This is a genomic window from Croceimicrobium hydrocarbonivorans (genome assembly GCF_014524565.1).
Taxonomy (GTDB): domain Bacteria; phylum Bacteroidota; class Bacteroidia; order Flavobacteriales; family Schleiferiaceae; genus Croceimicrobium; species Croceimicrobium hydrocarbonivorans.
Map to the genome: position 1 here is coordinate 1,588,479 of NZ_CP060139.1, position 17,181 is coordinate 1,605,659.

Sequence of the window (17,181 nt, forward strand, 5' to 3'; positions counted from 1 at the left end):
GGGTTCAAGCTTTTCAATTCTAGTTCTGCAATTCATGACTTTTCGCCGTCTTTCCCTGCTCTTGCTCAGTCTCTTTATCCTGAGCTGTAACAACCAACCTGAAATCCCCGAAAATGACCCGGCTTTTGCCGATTATATCCTGGCCCATACCTCAGGAGTCATTTCTGCTTATTCGGAGATTGAGATTCATCTGGCCCAAGACCTAAATCCCGGGGTGGAACCCGGAACCCCCATTGAAGCGAAGATCTTTGATTTCAGTCCGGACATCAAAGGCCAGGCAGTTTGGGAAAGTAGCAGCGAAATTCGCTTTAAGCCGGAAGAAAGTCTTAAACCTGGCCAGCATTACAGCGCTGAATTCGAATTGGGCAGCCTCACCACGGTAGAGTCCAAATTAAAAACCTTCGAATTTGCTTTTCAAGCCATTGAACAGTCTTATGCCTTGCTGCAATTTCATATCGAACCCTATCAGGCTAAAAACCCTGCTTTAAATGTTTTAAAGGGAGAGATCAATACCGCCGATTTAAGTCATGCCGAAGAGCTGAGTGAAGCCTTGAAGTTTGAAGGTATAGAAAGCAGCTCTATTCATTGGAACCCCGGTAGCGATGAGCACCGTTGGCTCTTTAGTATTGATTCGATTGAACGAAAGGAAAAGGCTTCCGAGATTCCCATCCTTCATAAGAGTAAAGAAATTGGCAGCCTAAGGGTACCCAGCCTCTCCGACTTTGAGGTGATTGGCGTTTACGTACAGCAATTACCGGTGCAAAAAATCAGCATCTCCTTTTCTGATCCTCTCAGCGAAAAACAAAGTACCAGCGGTATGTTTCAGGTGGACGGCGAAGATGTAGCCTCTCTGGAAATTGAAGGCTCCGTAGTGCATCTCTACCCTAAGAGTCGTAAAACCGGTACGGTGGCTCTAAAAATTTACCCGGGCTTAAAAAACATCCTCGGCTACAAATTCCCTAAAGAATACATTACACAGGTAAGCTTCCAGGCGCGGAAACCCGAAATTCGTTTTGTAAACAGTGGTACCATCATCCCCACCAAGGGTTCCGTAAATATTCCTTTTCAGGCAGTAAGCCTACGTGCGGTAGACCTTAAGGTGTATCAAATCTTCGCCAATAAGGTGCATCAGTTTTTACAAATTAATAAACTGAGTGGCAAACGCGAATTACGAAGGGTAGCTCGCCCTATTCATCGTGAACGCATTGAACTGGATGGCGAAGGCTTAAACCTGCAAGAATGGAACAATTTTGCCATCGACCTGGATCGCATCATCGAAAGGCAACCGGGTGCTATCTACCGCATTGAAATCGATTATCAAAAAGCCTATTCGCTTTACCCTTGTGAAGGCGACGAGAATAGTGAACTGCAAAGTCTGGAGGCCGAAAACTGGGATGAACCCGAAGAAGTATTCGACGAAGACTATTACGACTACTGGTACTTTGATGGTTATGATTACAGCGAACGCGATAATCCTTGCCATATCTCTTATTACAACCGCTCTCGGAAAATTGAGCGCAATGTCTTAGCCTCCGATATTGGCCTGGTGGTAAAGGGAACCGATAAGGAATGGTATGCCTATGCCCAACGCATTTCGAGCACCAGCTCCTTAAATGGGGTTAAAATCAAATACTACAATTATCAAGGTCAACTCATTAAAGAAGGAGTTACCGATGGAGATGGCTATCTGCGCTTAGATTTAGACACCCGACCATTTTTAGTGGTGGCGGAAAGTGGCTCCGAGCGCGCTTACCTCAGTCTGGAAAACAGCAGCAGCCTTTCCGTTTCCAGCTTTGCCGTTGGAGGTCGCGATGTGAGTACCGGCATTGAAGGGATGATCTATACCGAGCGCGGAATTTGGCGACCTGGAGATACCCTCTTCCTCGACTTCATTTTAAACGACACCAAAAACCCCTTACCGGCCAGTCACCCCATCGTGCTCACTTTAAAAGACCCTCGCGGTCAAGAGGTCTATCGCACGGTTCAGCCTCGGAAATCGGTTCAAATATTCAGCTTCCCGGTAACCACCAGCAAGGAGGCCATTACTGGTAATTACAGCGCGCAAATCAAAGTGGGTGGTAAAAGCTTTTACAAATCTCTACCCATTGAAACCATCCAACCCAACCGCCTCGATATCACCCTGAGTGCACCAGCGGAAATTATCGATGGTAGCCAAAGAGGTGAAACCGAAATTAAGCTGGAAGCCGAATGGCTCACTGGTGCATCAGCCTCAGATTTGCAGGCAGAAGTGCGTGCCAGTATTTCGGGGAATCCCAGGGCTTTCGCCGATAAGCACCCACTTTTTGATTTCTACGATGAATCGCGTTCCGTTCCTTCCATGTCGGGCAATGAAATCTTCAATGATAAATTAGATGCCACAGGAATGGCCGACATCACCGCCGATTTGGGTTACCTGAAAAACAGCCCCGGAATGCTCCGCCTCAATATGGGCACCAAGGTCTTTGAGCCCGGCGGTCGTTTTAGCATTAATAGCACCAGCCTCGAATTAGCGCCTTTCAAAAACTTTGTGGGTATCCAAATGCCCGAAACCAATAAATACGGCTATCTCGAAACTGAAAAAGATCATCCGGTAGGCTTAATCCGGGTAAACCAAAAAGGCGAAGCTGTCAATGGCAAGGTTAAGGTGAGTGTTTACAAGGTGAGTTGGTCTTGGTGGTGGTCGGCCCAAAGAGGCAATGCCACCTACTTAAATAACAGCTCCAATAACCGTATTGCCAGCGAAGAAGTAGAGCTAGTAAATGGCCGCGGTCGTTACACTTTAAACATACCTGATGACCATTGGGGTCGACTCTATATCGTTGTTGAAGATCCAGAAAGTGGTCACCGTAGCTCCAGTCTGGCCTATGTAGATTGGGGCTGGGGCCGCGATCGCAGTGGCAGAGCCGGTGGTGAATCAGTAAGTGTATTGAATGTTCAAACCGATAAGGACAATTATCAAGTGGGCGAAACCGCTAAAATCAGTGTGCCCAGTGCCGCAGGTGGTCGCTTAATCCTCAGCTATGAAAATGCTACAGGCCAAATCACCCAAAAGGTATTGGCTACCAATGCAGGATCTACAGTGCATGAGCTTAAGATCACCCCAGAAATGGCGCCTAACTGCTATGCTCATGCTATGATTTTACAGCCCCATAGCAGTAAAGGCAATGATTTACCCCTAAGGCTTTATGGCATCATCCCCATTATGGTGGAGGATCCGGCTACGCATTTACACCCACAGATTGAAGCACCGGAGAAAATCCGTCCCAATTCGGAGTACAACATTAAGGTGAGCGAGAAAAATGGGGTAGCTATGGAGTACACCCTGGCGGTGGTTGATGAAGGACTCTTAGGGCTCAACAATTTCCAAAGTCCAGACCCCTGGCCTTATTTCTATTCTAAAATTGCTTTGGGTTTACGCACCTGGGACCTATACGATGAAGTGATTGGTGGCTTTAGTGGTGAAATCGCCAAAATGCTGGCTATTGGTGGTGATGGTGCCCTACTCGAAAGCAATGAGGAAGACGCTGATCGCTTTGTACCGGTGGTGCGTCACTTAGGACCTTTCAAGCTAAAGGCGGGCGAAAAGGCTAATCACAAATTGCAAATGCCCAATTACATAGGTAATGTGCGGGTGATGGTAGTAGCCGCCAATGATAAGGAAGCTTATGGCGCTGCCGATACCAATATTCGGGTGAAACAACCTTTGATGGTTCAAATGACCGTACCTCGGGTATTAGGCCCTGAGGAGGAACTACTAGTTCCGGTGACGGTATTTGCCATGGAAGAGGGCATTAAGGATGTAAACCTGGAACTGAGTTCTACTGGCAAAATTGAGCTGATTGACCGCAATAAAAAAGTGACTTTCTCGAAAACCGGACAACAAACCGTCTACTTCAAGGCTAAGGTAAAACGGGCCTTAGGAAAGGGCAGTTTAAAAATCACCGCTAAATCCGGTGCAGAGAAAAGCTTTGAAGAAACTGAAATTGCGGTGCGCAGCCCTATGCGTCGCCAAAAACAATTCCACGATGCAATTTTGGAAGACAGCAATCCGGTAAGCTATAAAGCGGAGCCCTTTGGAATTGCAGGAAGTAATAAGCTTACGGTAGAAGTAAGCAGCCTACCAAAGATGAACCTAAGCGAGCGTTTGGAATACCTTATTGGCTATCCGCATGGTTGTTTGGAGCAGACTACCTCCAAATGCTTTGCTCAGCTTAATCTGAATAAATGGATTAAACTGGATGCCAATCAAAAAGCAGCAATTGAGAGTAATATTCAAGCGGGCCTATCCAAATTGAGAACCCTGCAATTGGGTGAAGGTGGCTTCCGCTACTGGCCGGGACAGAACTATGCCAATGCCTGGGCTTCTACCTATGTAGGGCATTTTATGCTTTCCGCCGAAAAGGCCGGCTATAAGCTCCCGGTAGGAATGAAGGATTCTTATTTACGCTTTGCGCGCAAGGCGGCGCGGGAGTGGAATAACAATAATCACTATTCCTATAACAATGATTTCAACCAAGCTTATCGACTCTATGTTTTGGCATTGGCCGGAAGACCCGAATTAGGGGCCATGACGCGCTTGAAAAACCGCAATGACCTTACGCGCTCCGCCGCCTTCCGTTTAGCAGCGGCCTATGCCTTGGTGGGCGAAAAAGAGGCAGCCCGTGCACTCTTGCAAGCTCATGACTATACCGAAGCTGAAGATCGTTATTACTATTACTGCTATGGTAGTGCTACCCGCAGCCTGGCCATGCAAATGGAAACTTTCTATGCCATGGGCGATAAGGAAGAAGCCCTGCGCTTAGCCAAAGAAATTGCGGATAAACTGAGTGATGGTTGGCATAGTACCCAAACCATTGCTTATACCCTACAGGCTATGAGCCAGGTATTTGGGGGTGGCACCGAAAAAATGGATTTCGAATTGGTGGTGAATGGCAAAACACGCCGTATTAGCAGCGACCTCAGCGTATTCCAATATGAAGATGCAGCATTTGAAAAGGCTCAAGATATCAGCGTCAAAAGCTTAAATGGACAATCGCTCTACCTTACGGTGATGCGTGAGGGCCTACCCGTTTACGGAAGCGAAACAGCAAATAGCAGTCGTATTGATATGACGGTGCAATACCTCGATCAAAGTGGAAACAAACTAGATCCTTCGGCCTTAAAAATTGGCACCCCGATTATCGCTAAAGTGACCCTGCAACGATTAAGCTTATCCAAAGATTATGAGAACCTGGCGGTGAGTCAACTCTTCCCCAGTGGTTGGGAAATCACCAATAATCGAGTACTGGCTGGTGGCGATGACACGGAAACCTATTTCGACTATCAGGATATTCGCGATGATCGGGTACTGACCTATTACAATGGCTATCGCACGCCACGCATGACCATCCAAGTAGAGCTTACCGCTACCTATCCTGGAAAATGGTATTTGCCTCCCACTTGGGCAGAAGCGATGTACGAAGGAAGCATTAACGCCAATAATGTAGGCCAATGGGTAGAAGTCCTCGTCGACTAATACTGCGCCGTATTGCCCTAATTGCGGGCCTGATATTTTTAATTTGGTGGTGGAATTGCCTGCCCGAGCCCCTCTTTGACCCGCCTTATAGCACGGTTACCGAGGCAGAGAACGGGCAATTATTGGGCGCGCGTATTGCGGAAGATGAACAATGGCGTTTCCCACCGGCGGATTCGGTGCCGATGCGCTTCCGGCAGGCGATTGTACAGTATGAGGATGAGCATTTCTATTCGCATCCCGGCTTTAACCCCATTGCCATTGTTAGGGCCCTGTATCAAAATTGGCAGGCGGGTGAAGTTGTTTCTGGAGGCTCCACCATTAGCATGCAATGCATACGCCTGGCTCGTGGCAATCCACCGCGCACCTATTGGGAAAAGTTTACCGAGATCTTGCGAGCCCTGCGATTGGAGCTAAGCTATTCTAAGGAAGAAATTTTAGAACTCTATGCCAGTCAAGCTCCCTTTGGTGGCAATGTGGTAGGACTGGAAGCAGCCGCCTGGCGCTATTTTGCCCTGGCTCCGCATCGTTTATCCTGGTCGGAATGCGCGGCCCTAGCCGTATTGCCTAATGCACCGGGCATCATACACCCCGGACGTAATCACCAGACATTTGAGCAAAAACGCAATCGTCTGCTGCAAAAACTACTAAGCGAGGAAGTGATTGACTCCCTTACCTATCGCCTTTCTTTATTGGAAGAACTACCCCTGGAGCCGCAAGCCTTACCTGATATTGCCCATCATCTTAGTCAGTACCAAATGAAGATGATGCCGGAAAGCCGATTGCGCAGCAGCTTAAATGCCAATTGGCAAAAGCATATCCAAGATTTGGTAAACCTCCATGTTTTACAATGGCGGGGGAATTCTGTGCATAATTCAGCGGCTCTGGTTATGGATCTTCAAGATGGGAGTATCAAAGCCTATGTTGGCAATACCACCAATGAGCTGGCCGATGGCAAGGAGATTAATATGCTCAATAAACCGCGTAGTACGGGCAGCATTTTAAAACCCATGCTCTATGCCGATGCCATGGCCTTGGGGCAATTATCTTCTCGGGCTCTGGTCCCTGATATCCCAACCCGCTTCGGTGATTTCACTCCTAAGAACTTCGATCTTAAATACCGAGGCGCCACCCCGGTTTACAGAGCCCTGCAGCAATCTTTAAATGTGCCTGCCGCTCGAGTCTTAAGAGATATGGGCGTTCCCGTATTCTTGCATCGCTTGCGTGCCTATGGCTTGCAAAATTTAGATCGCGATGCCGGCTATTACGGCTTATCTCTAATCTTAGGAGGAGCCGAAGTGCCAGCCCTGCAAATTGCCCATATGTATCGACGCTGGATTTGGGCCATGCAAGGCAAAGAAGAAGACAGTATTTATGATATACTGGGGCAGGCTCAAGACTGGGGACCAATCCCCAATTCAGATCCGGCAGCGATTTACAGCAGCTTGCAAATTATGGAGGGCCTAAATCGACCCAGCAACTGGCAACAATGGGGCTCCAGCCGACGAATAGCCTGGAAAACCGGAACCTCCTATGGCTTTAGAGATGCCTGGGCCGTGGGTACCGATGGTCGATGGTTGGTTGTTTGCTGGACTGGCAATGCTAATTATGAGGGGCGACCCGGAGTTATTGGAGTAGAGACCTCAGCGCCCTTGCTCTTTAGTATTATGGATTATTTGCCTGCCTCTCCCTTCTTTGAACCACCCTATGACTGGCAGCATGCCAAGGTGATTTGCCGCGAAAGTGGTTTTTTGGCGCAAGAGCACTGTCGCTATAGGGATACCATTTACGGCTCTAAAGCGAGCCTTAAGAACTGCCCCTATTGCGAGCCCATTTTCTTGAACACTAAAGGATTAAGAGTACATCGCGAATGTAGCTTGGATGAACCCAAAGATTCGAGCTGGATGATTTTAAGTCCGGCCATGACCTGGTATGCCCAACGTTCAGAATTGAATTATAAGGCGCCTCCGGATTGGGATCCTCAATGCCTGGCGCCAATAGATGAAGTTCTGAAATTTATTTACCCGGAAAAATTTGAGGTCGTGCGTCGATCCCGTGATTTTGAAGGAACCCTTGGAAAGGTGATTCTCGAAGCAGGGCATCGACAAGGAGAAGTGGAGGTTTTCTGGTATGTGGATGACGAATACATCGGCTCCAGCCGGATCAATCACCGCATGGAAGTAGCCTTAGAGCTCGGCACCCACCGCCTCTTGATTATGGATGAAAAAGGAAATTCGGCCCAGTCATTTATAAAAGTGGTGGATTAATCAAGCAAATTTGTTTTTAAATTCCCCTCGTGAAAGCCTTAGTCCGCAGGAATTACGGAGGACCGGAGCGCATCTTGCTCCAGGATATACCTCAACCCGAAGCTGCTAAAAATGAAGTACTGGTTAAAGTGCATTGCAACACGATTAGCCGGACTGATTGTGGCATCTTAGGGGGCAAGCCCTACATTTTCCGATTTTTTGTAGGATGGCCCAAACCGCGCAACCCTATATTGGGTAGCGATTTCGCAGGCGAAGTAGTGGAAATTGGCGCCGAGGTAAAAAGCTTTAAGGTGGGCGATCATGTCTTTGGCTTTAATGATGAAGGCCTGGGTAGTCAGGCTCAATTTGTGAAGATTAAGGAAAACGCTGCTATCAGTCATATACCGGGTCATAAGTCCTATGTTGATGCTATATGCTGCGCCGAAGGAGCCCATTATGCCCTCACTTTTTTACGACCCCTTAATTTGGTAAAAGGCTCCAAAGTTTTGGTGATAGGAGCTACCGGAGCCATAGGTTCAGCTGCTATTCAAATCCTTCGTGCCCGCGGAATCCGTATTGATGCGGTGGGGCCAGGCAGTCATCGCGATTATTGGCAAGAAAAAGGCGTAGAAAGCTACTGGGATTACGAAAGGGAAGATTTTCGCAAGAGCTCCAAAAAATACGCCCATGTACTGGATGCGGTGGGTAAGAGTAGCTATTTCCAATGCAAGCATCTGCTCAACCATGGTGGCGCCTATGTTTCCTCCGAACTCGGACCTTATGCCTCCAATGTGTGGCTATCTTTATTGCAGCCCTTTATGCAAAAGTCTAAGGTGTACTTCCCGGTTCCCAAGGATATACCTGGCAGCCTTAAGGAGATGCACAAATTACTGGCCGCTGGTAAATACAAGGGTTTAGTAGACCCACTTAAGATTCAGCCTCAAAAGGCGGAAGATGCCTACCACTATGCCTGCTCCGGTCAAAAGACAGGCAATCTGATCCTCTGCTGGGATCAGGATTAAGGCTGCTATTAGCAAAGCATTTTTCATTTGCCCTACCTTCGCGGCATGCCCCTGCAAGACCTCATATATATCCTCGACTTATTAGGCACCTTGGTATTCGCTATTTCGGGAGTAGTGGCAGCTGTAGAACGTAAATTCGATTTGGTCGGTGCCTTTATTATTGGCTTTGTAACCGCCTTGGGAGGCGGCACCACCCGCGATGTTTTAATGGGCGCCACTCCGGTAAATTGGATGCTGCATGAAGAGTATTTAGGAATCGTGGCTCTGGCCATGATCCTCTGCTATCTGTTCTATCCCCGCTTAAGTCATATCCGCCGCAGTCTCTTCATTTTCGACTCCATTGGTCTAGGACTCTTCACCATATTGGGATTTCAAAAAGCAATGATTGCCGAGCTTAGCATTCCCATCGCCTTAATGCTGGGTATTGTATCGGCTGTTTTTGGGGGCGTTATCCGCGATGTGCTCACCAACCAGGTTCCGCTGATATTCCGAAAAGAAATCTATGCCCTGGCTTCTCTGGCCGGCGGTTTACTCTATTGGCTGGGTAGTTTGTTGGAGGTAAACACGGCCCTCAATGCCTTGATTTCCATTTGCGTGGTGGTACTCATTCGCAGTATGGCTGTTGCATATGGCTGGGAAAGTCCCTTTTTACCTTTGGGGCGAAAGGAGCACTAAGTTTTGGGCTCCGGCCATTGCCGACTCATCTTCTGCCCCTACTTTAGAGCTATGGCTCCCCTAGCATTGCAAAATGTACATCTCCGCCGTATTTGGTGGGCACTAAGCACCCCATCATTTTTGGATTTACCCGATTCTGCCCATTATTTTCACGATGATCAACATCGCGCATTAATTGCCGAGCTCTTAATTAAAGAAGACCAAGAAAGCGCAAAAGTCAATGCGCATTTTGAAGCTCAGGTTCCGCAAGTCATGGGGCGCTATTTTGAGCAATTGCTTTTATACGTTCTAGAACTCGACCCTCATTATGAGGTACTAGCCGCCAATGTGCAGATAATCGAAGATAAAATCACTCGGGGTGAATTAGACCTCATCCTCTACGATAAAAAAAAGGAACAAAAGCGACATTGGGAAGTAGCCCTGAAATACTACTTGCAGGTGGGTGAAGATGGCAATCACCATAATTTTTTGGGTCCCAGTCGTCGTGATTTTCTGGGTCGGAAGATGGAGAAACTCCGCAAATTACAATTGCCATTATCGCATCATTCGCAAATCCGAGCGGAGTTTGGTGACTTAAAATCGGAGCTCTTCCTAAAGGGTGAACTCTATTATCCCTGGGCTAAAGAAAAGCTTTGGCCCAATCAGGCTCGAGCCGATGCGCCCTCATTTTACTTCCTCAGCATCCATCAGTTAAAAGAACTCCATTCTGTTAGTACTGCTAAATTTTGCATTCTCAAAAAACCGGATTGGATAGGCCCTTATTTTACTGAAAGCCCTTCAGAATGCTTTTCCCTTACAAAGCTGGTGGAAGAATTAGAAGCTGAATTCCAGCGAATCTATCGGCCGCAACTTATCGCCAAAATGAGTGATTCAAAGAGCAGCTTTAAGGAGGAAGAACGCTATTTTATCATTCCAGATGGATGGCCTTATTCCAAACCCTAAATAATTAACTTAGCCAAAAGGCCGCTTTGTACCCCTTAAGATCTATCCTTGTATTACTGCTCTTTTTCTTCGCCCTAAATGTGGTGGGCGAATTGGTGACCGGCCCCTTGATGGGTGATGCGATTCCCGCCTGGAAAATTGCCGCCGTAAGCCTAATTTCTGCCTTGGGGGCAAGCTATCAATTAAGCCGACGAGGTCTAAAACCCGGCGATGTTTTTAAGTACTTCCGCCGAACTTATTTGGTTCCCGGATTGGAATTGGAGCGCCTTTATCCCGCCCTACTGGAAAAATTTCCCCCGCGAGAATTTAAAGTGGACTTGAGTTCGGATCATCAGGAAATTCGCATCCGCCGTAAGGCCAATTGGCGCAGCTTTGGTGAGGTTCTTAGCCTGAAAATTGTAGATTCTCATTTGCAGCTCTGGATCCGACCTAAGTATTATATCGATGTATTTGATCAAGGCCAGGCCTATGAGAGTCTGTTGCAGCTAGAGCAAGTCCTAAATACGGAAAGCTATGAGGCCTAATTTCAAAATTTGGATTGGCATCTTAATAAGCCTACAGCTTTCGGCCCAAAAGCTCATGGTATTGGGTCGTGCCCAAGATGCAGGAAAACCTCAACTAGGCTGCGAAAAAGAATGTTGCCAGCCTGGAGCCACTAAAGGCAATGTGGTTTCCTTAGCCTGGCTGGAGCCGGATTCGGCACAATGGACCTTAATTGAAGCCAGTCCGGATATTAGCGAGCAATTTCAATTAATTCCCCAAGGCTATGGCCGCTTACCCAAGGCTGTTTATGTTAGTCATGCCCATATTGGTCATTATACGGGATTGATGTATTTCGGTCGGGAAGCCTGCAACACTCATCAATTGCCCTTATTTTGTGGAGAGCGAATGGCCGAATTTCTAAGTACGAATGGGCCCTGGTCGCAATTATTCGAATTGCAAAATTTGAAGCTCCATCCTCAGAAAGCCAGCCTAAAAGCGGCAGATCTTATTGCGCAGGTGGACAGTCCCGGCATTTATGTTTTTAAAGTACCCCATCGGGATGAATTCTCCGAAACCCTGGCCTATATCATTAAAGGAAAATCCAAGACGGCTCTTTTTATTCCAGATATCGATAAATGGCAGCTTTGGGATGAGGATATTGTGGAATTGGTGCAAGCGGTAGACTATGCGCTTTTGGACGCAACCTTTTACAATGCCGAAGAATTGCCAGGCCGCGATATGAGTGAGATTCCCCATCCCTTTGTAGTGGAAAGCATGGCCCTGTTCGATCGCTTAGATACGGAAGAAAAAGCCAAGATTCACTTCATCCATCTCAATCATAGCAATCCCCTTTGGAAGCCTCAATCGGATGCTTTTAAGGAAGTGGAAGCCAAGGGCTATCGCTTATCCTGGAAGGGACAAATCTTTAATCTATGAGTAAAGCAGGGCGAAAACTGTGGCGGCGTTTTATTCTCCTGGCTATCGCCTTTGGCCTGGTCATTTTTTCGGCCCTTTTCTTTTGGGCCCGGGTAAATTACCCTTCCTACGCCAAGGACTTTTACATCAGTCATAAATGGGGCGAGCGCGATCAAGCAGTGCTGCTTAAAACTCAAATTGCGGATTACAGTCAATATGAATTAAATCCCGCTTTTGAGCATCGCTATGTACAGCTCAACCAAAGTGAAGATTGGCAAATTCCAACTGCCCTTATTGAGGACCTTCCGACCCAAGCCTCTTTAATAATTGATCTCGAATGTTGGGGAAGTAAATATTGGCCGGTATACCGCAGTGCCCCTCTGGGCGCAGTTTCGGAGGGAGTTTACGATCAAAAGATTATCCAATTAGCGGATATGTTGGCCAGCCTCAAGCAGGAGGTCTACCTCAATTTCAATCCTCAAATGGAAGTCCCCGGGCGCTTTTTTCCCTGGCAAGAATATCCTTCCGTTTATATCGATGCCTATCGCCATGTGCAGGCCCTAATAAAATCCAAAGCCCCCAGCGTAAAAATGCTTTGGTCGCCGGCAGGTTATCCCGGTTTGGAGGAGTATTATCCCGGTTCCGATTATGTAGATGCTCTGAGCATCACCCTCATCGCTCATTCGGAAATCCCTTTAGAGGTTTATCCCAAAATGAAATTAGAAGATGAAGTGTACCGCCGCTTACATCGCCTGCGTTTCTTTAATCATGAATGCCTAGTTTTAGCCGGACAGTATGATGATCTAAGCCCGGAACTCTGGCAATCACAAATCGCCTTTCAGAAAGCAAATCCCCAACTTTACAATAGGCAATATTTTGAGCATCTGGAAACCAAAGTCGCTGAGGACAGCCTCTTCCATTTAGGAGTATATGATCCCGATCGAAAATTAGATGACCTGGCTGGAATTAATGCCGAGCATCTCTTTATCAATTTAGCGACCTATAAAAAGGAGGGCTTCTTTGAGGAATTGGAAAAAGTAAAGCAAAATGGACGCGAGCTTATCCTTACCCTCGAGACCATAGAAGATCGCAATTTTGAGCGCGATGATCAATGTTTGGAAAAGCTCTTGAATGGTGAATACGATCCGGAATTAGAAGAGCTTTTAGATAGCCTGCAACATTTCCCACGGCAGATATACCTCCGCTTTTCCCAAGAAATGGAGATCCCCATTGAGCGCTATCCCTGGCAAAGTAAAGATCCCAAATTGTACATCGATGCCTATCGGTATTTGATGCTTAGAGCCGAAAAGGCAATTCCCAATATCTTAAAAGTATGGGGGCCGGCGGGCGATCGTGGTTCTTTGGAATGGTACCCGGGCAGTGATCAGGTAGATTATATCAGCATCGCCATTTATGGCCTGCCGGATAAGAATATCACCGACCCCACCCAGCAGGAGCAATTCGCGCAAATTTACCGACGTAAATCCTGGCGAATGCGGCAAGCCCCCGAGCCCATTTTCATCACCGAATTTGGTGTAAAGGGCCCTGAAGATTTTCAGGAACAATGGCTTTTAAAGGCGGCCGAAACTATAAAATCGGCTGAGGAGATTGCAGGTATTAACTACTTCAATATGCATGATGTGCCTAAAGCCTGGGGCGATATTGCTCCACCCGATTGGAGTGTGGAAGCCCAAACTTATCGCAACTTTATAAAGGCTCTCGATCGACCCTAGTGAACATTTAGGGAGCTGAAATGCTATTTCAAGAATTGCGTGTAACTTCCACGACCCTAAATTTCAGCGCTATGAATGTACGATTGAGAATGGCCTGCCTCCTTTTTGGAATGAGCTTTGGCCTCTATGCCCAGCAGGTAAACAGCACTGGACTTCAAGAAATGGAAACAGCCGGTTGGTATCGATATACCGGTAGTCAAAGCTTAAGCGCGGAGGCCTTTATTGAGCAGTACCATCAACAATTGGGATTAGGCGAAAAAGATCGCTTGGAGCTGCAAAGAGTGAGCTATGGCAAAGACGGTTCCGAGCATCGCCATTATCAGCAATTGCATCAAGGAATCCCAGTGGAAGCGGGAGAGCTGATTATTCACCTACGCAATAATGCAGTATACCTGGCCAATGGCGAAATTGTATCCGATTTAAACTTAAATCCAGAGGCAAGCATCAGCGAAAGCCAAGCTTTACAATATGCCCTCAATTATTTCCCCGCTCAAATCTTTGCCTGGGAAGCCAAGGGAGAAGCCAGACCACAAGGAAACCTGGTTATTCTCAATAAGAATTTCAGCAAGGAAGCTCAGCAATATCAGCTCAGCTGGAAATTTGATGTATACAGCTATGAGCCTTATGATCGCAATTGGGTTTATATCAACGCTCAAAACGGCAGCTTAAGCCATAGCCTTAGTCGCATTCACAGTCAGGATACCGGTACAGCACGCACCAAGTATTCGGGCACACGCAGTATTTACACCAGCTACGATAGCGATTCGGCTCTTTATGTTTTGCACGATAGCCTTACTGGCGGAGGGATCTACACCTTCAATATGCAAAAGCGGACCAATAAGGGGACGGCGATCGACTTTTACGACGATGACAATTACTGGAATAATTTCAATGCCAATTTTGATGAGGCGGCTACCGATGCGCATTGGGGTGCAGAGAGAGTTTACAGCTACTTTAAACAGCATTACAATCGCTTCAGCTACGATGATCAAAATTCGCCGCTCAACTCTTTTGTACACTACGATTCCAATTATGTAAATGCCTTTTGGAATGGTCAGGAAATGACTTATGGTGATGGCAATGGTGTCGCTTCCACCCCATTAATTTCTCTGGATGTGGTAGCCCATGAAATCACCCATGGTATTACCGAATACACCGCCAATTTGATCTATCAGGGAGAATCTGGCGCGCTCAATGAATCCTTCAGCGATATTTTCGGAGCAGCGATTGAGTTTGCCTATGATTCGGCCGGTGGAGATTGGAAAATGGGTGAAGACTTTTTAAATACTGGCAATGGCCTGCGAAACCTGCGCAATCCCGCTCAGTTTAATCATCCCAATACGTATAAAGGCAATAATTGGGGCCAGGGTCTCTTTTTCGACAATGGCTATGTACACAGTAATTCTGGGGTTCAGAACTTTTGGTACTACCTGCTAAGTGATGGTGATTCTGGCGTGAACGACAATAATGATCGCTACGATATTGAAGGTCTTGGCTATCAAGCTGCAGCGGATATTGCCTACCATAATCTCGACAATTACCTCACCCGTTTTTCGGATCATTTTGATGCCCGCATGGGGGCCATGCAATCGGCCATCGACCTTTATGGGGCCTGCTCTAATGAGTATATTCAAACCACCAATGCCTGGTATGCAGTGGGAGTAGGAGAGCCTACCGGCGATTATGATCTTAGTCTTGATGCACTGGTGCTTCCCGAACGTGACTGCAGTTTAGGTGCTGCGGAAGATGTGATTTTTGTAATTCGCAATAATAGCTGCGCCCAAAGCATTACAGCGGGAACGGCAATTAACCTCAGCTACAGCATTAATGGCGGACTCCTGCAAACCATGAGTACCGTAATTAGCAATACCCTTTTACCGGATTCTGTGGCCTATATCGTACACAGTCAAACTGCCGATTTAAGTCAGACGGGTAATTACGATTTCTTCGCCTCGATATCCACATCCAGCGACAGCCTTACTTACAATAACACCTACGAGCAAAGGGTTCGCCAAGAAAGCTATCAGAATGCCGAATGGAAATTGCTGGAGGTGCTCAATCCTATCTCGGGCTGTGAGTTAAATGACAGTACCAACATTAGCCTAGCCGCAGTATTCCTGGGTTGTGATAGCCTAGCTGTAGGTACCAATATTTCATTAGACTACAGTTTATCCGGCACTGCCAGTCAAAATATCGGCACCAGCTTAAGCAGAAGCGTGCATTATGGTGACACCCTAATTCTCGACTTCCCAACCAATTTGAATATGGATGCGCGTGGGGCCTATACCCTTACTTTAAACCTGGTATACAGCGGCGATCCTACTTTGAATAACAACCGCATTGTGAACTATCGGGTTCTAAAACCTTATGAATTACTGGGCGGAAAAATCGGCTTTGAGGACTTCGCCTATGCAGATTCCCTGCTTATTCGCCATGGTAACAATAGCAGCAGTAGACGCAATTCTGTGGCCAGTACCGGTAATCGCGGACTGGAAATAGTGGGTGGCCCGCTGGTTAATTATTCGGATCCTTTTGAGGTGCCTCGCAATGACACTGCCGTTTGGCAGGTAAATCCCAGCTTCCGCTCCACTTATTGCACCTGTGTAGATGCCCGTCAGGAAGGAGCCTTGCAATTAAACTTCGATTTACAGCAGGCTTATACTCGCCTAATCCGACGTTTGCGTTCAGAACCCAGTAACAGCGCTTATACCAGCAGCTTGCGGGTTTTAGCCAATGGACAGCCGGTTAGCGGAACCTTTATTGCCAGCAATCCGGATGGCGATGGATTCCAAAGTCAAATTGTGAATTTGGATGATTTTGCCGGGCAGTATTTCGAGCTCTGTTTTGAGACCCATCTATTGGTGGATAAGCGTACCAATTCGGTCACCAATGATGGCGATATTATCAACCTCGATAATATTTACTTAGGCAGCAGCGGCATTGGTCTAAAAGAACCTAAGGTAGCCAGCTTTAGCTTTGCGCTCTATCCTAATCCTCATAATGGTGATTTCAATATTCGCTTAGAAAAAGCTTCCGCCGGTACCTATGAATTGGAAGTACAGGATTTCCAAGGTCGAGTGATCAGCAAACGCAGTATTCAAACCCAAGCCGGGGATCAAAATTGGAACTTTAGCACGGATCTGGCCGCAGGTACCTATTTCGTGCTATTACGCAGTCCGGAGGGAAAACAGTATGCCCAGCGCATGATTATTCAATAGTGAGTTGGTACAAACTTTGGTAAAGTCGATCGTGGGCACTAGCCGCGGTATCTTCCAATCCCCAGCTAAAGCTTAAGGTGTCCTGGGCGCTTTCGAGCCAAATGCTTCTTTGGATGTGCTGACCAGAGCTTTGAAATGGCGCTAATTTGCGGATGGCCTGGGCTTTCGCCTGAAGCGACTTTAATTGGGATTCGCTAAGCTGCTTTAATTCTGCTCCCTTATTGAGGACCCGTCCATCGGCTTCCAAGCTATACATACCACTTCCGCCAGTAAAGCCACCCACTTCCTCAAAGCGAATGCGAATAAAACCTGAATCCGTCGCAGCATTTTGTACTTGACTGCTCTTGCAAGCACCTAAAAACAAGAAGGCTAAAAATGTCCATCTATACATGCTTTAAAGATAGTCGCTCTGTTAAATAGAGCCAAGGCTTCACT

Annotated in this window: 10 protein-coding genes; 9 read left to right on the forward strand and 1 reads right to left on the reverse strand. The window is 47.1% G+C overall.

The window, feature by feature from the left end; genetic code table 11:
• Window positions 1-34: 34 nt before the first annotated feature.
• The 9 genes from H4K34_RS07290 to H4K34_RS07330 all read left to right on the forward strand — a co-directional run bounded on the left by H4K34_RS07290 (window position 35) and on the right by H4K34_RS07330 (window position 16,746).
• A complete protein-coding gene (locus tag H4K34_RS07290; protein WP_210760164.1) occupies window positions 35-5,515 on the forward strand; it encodes an alpha-2-macroglobulin family protein in 5,481 nt (1,826 codons plus the stop codon).
• A complete protein-coding gene (gene pbpC / locus H4K34_RS07295) occupies window positions 5,491-7,779 on the forward strand; it encodes a penicillin-binding protein 1C (protein WP_210760165.1) in 2,289 nt (762 codons plus the stop codon). The genes H4K34_RS07290 and pbpC overlap by 25 nt, the downstream gene beginning before the upstream one ends.
• A gap of 29 nt (window positions 7,780-7,808) precedes the next feature.
• Window positions 7,809-8,780, forward strand: coding sequence for an NAD(P)-dependent alcohol dehydrogenase (locus tag H4K34_RS07300; protein ID WP_210760166.1), 972 nt, complete (start codon window positions 7,809-7,811; stop codon window positions 8,778-8,780).
• A gap of 27 nt (window positions 8,781-8,807) precedes the next feature.
• Complete coding sequence (locus tag H4K34_RS07305) at window positions 8,808-9,455, forward strand: trimeric intracellular cation channel family protein (RefSeq protein ID WP_246452213.1); 648 nt, start codon at window positions 8,808-8,810, stop codon at window positions 9,453-9,455.
• Between the two features lie 51 nt (window positions 9,456-9,506).
• On the forward strand, window positions 9,507-10,397 hold the full coding sequence (locus H4K34_RS07310; protein ID WP_210760167.1) for a DUF1853 family protein: 891 nt from the start codon (window positions 9,507-9,509) through the stop codon (window positions 10,395-10,397).
• Between the two features lie 26 nt (window positions 10,398-10,423).
• Window positions 10,424-10,921, forward strand: a complete 498-nt coding sequence (locus H4K34_RS07315) for a hypothetical protein (protein WP_210760168.1) — start codon at window positions 10,424-10,426, stop codon at window positions 10,919-10,921.
• A complete protein-coding gene (locus tag H4K34_RS07320) occupies window positions 10,911-11,816 on the forward strand; it encodes an MBL fold metallo-hydrolase (RefSeq protein WP_210760169.1) in 906 nt (301 codons plus the stop codon). Before H4K34_RS07315 ends, H4K34_RS07320 begins: the two co-directional genes overlap by 11 nt.
• A complete protein-coding gene (locus tag H4K34_RS07325; protein WP_210760170.1) occupies window positions 11,813-13,528 on the forward strand; it encodes a glycoside hydrolase family 26 protein in 1,716 nt (571 codons plus the stop codon). Before H4K34_RS07320 ends, H4K34_RS07325 begins: the two co-directional genes overlap by 4 nt.
• Before the next feature lie 71 nt (window positions 13,529-13,599).
• Window positions 13,600-16,746 (forward strand): M4 family metallopeptidase, encoded by a 3,147-nt coding sequence (locus H4K34_RS07330; RefSeq protein ID WP_210760171.1) that lies wholly within the window; start codon window positions 13,600-13,602, stop codon window positions 16,744-16,746.
• Here the strand turns inward: H4K34_RS07330 and H4K34_RS07335 are convergent.
• Window positions 16,736-17,137, reverse strand: a complete 402-nt coding sequence (locus tag H4K34_RS07335) for a hypothetical protein (protein ID WP_210760172.1) — start codon at window positions 17,135-17,137, stop codon at window positions 16,736-16,738. The genes H4K34_RS07330 and H4K34_RS07335 overlap by 11 nt on opposite strands.
• Between the last annotated feature and the right edge of the window lie 44 nt (window positions 17,138-17,181).

Coding starts and splice junctions, on each gene's coding strand:
- H4K34_RS07290 (WP_210760164.1), top strand. CDS start 35: ATGACTTTTCGCCGTCTTTCCCTGCTCTTGCTCAGTCTCTTTATCCTG.
- pbpC (WP_210760165.1), top strand. CDS start 5,491: ATGGGTAGAAGTCCTCGTCGACTAATACTGCGCCGTATTGCCCTAATT.
- H4K34_RS07310 (WP_210760167.1), top strand. CDS start 9,507: ATGGCTCCCCTAGCATTGCAAAATGTACATCTCCGCCGTATTTGGTGG.
- H4K34_RS07320 (WP_210760169.1), top strand. CDS start 10,911: ATGAGGCCTAATTTCAAAATTTGGATTGGCATCTTAATAAGCCTACAG.
- H4K34_RS07325 (WP_210760170.1), top strand. CDS start 11,813: ATGAGTAAAGCAGGGCGAAAACTGTGGCGGCGTTTTATTCTCCTGGCT.
- H4K34_RS07330 (WP_210760171.1), top strand. CDS start 13,600: ATGAATGTACGATTGAGAATGGCCTGCCTCCTTTTTGGAATGAGCTTT.
- H4K34_RS07335 (WP_210760172.1), bottom strand. CDS start 17,137: ATGTATAGATGGACATTTTTAGCCTTCTTGTTTTTAGGTGCTTGCAAG.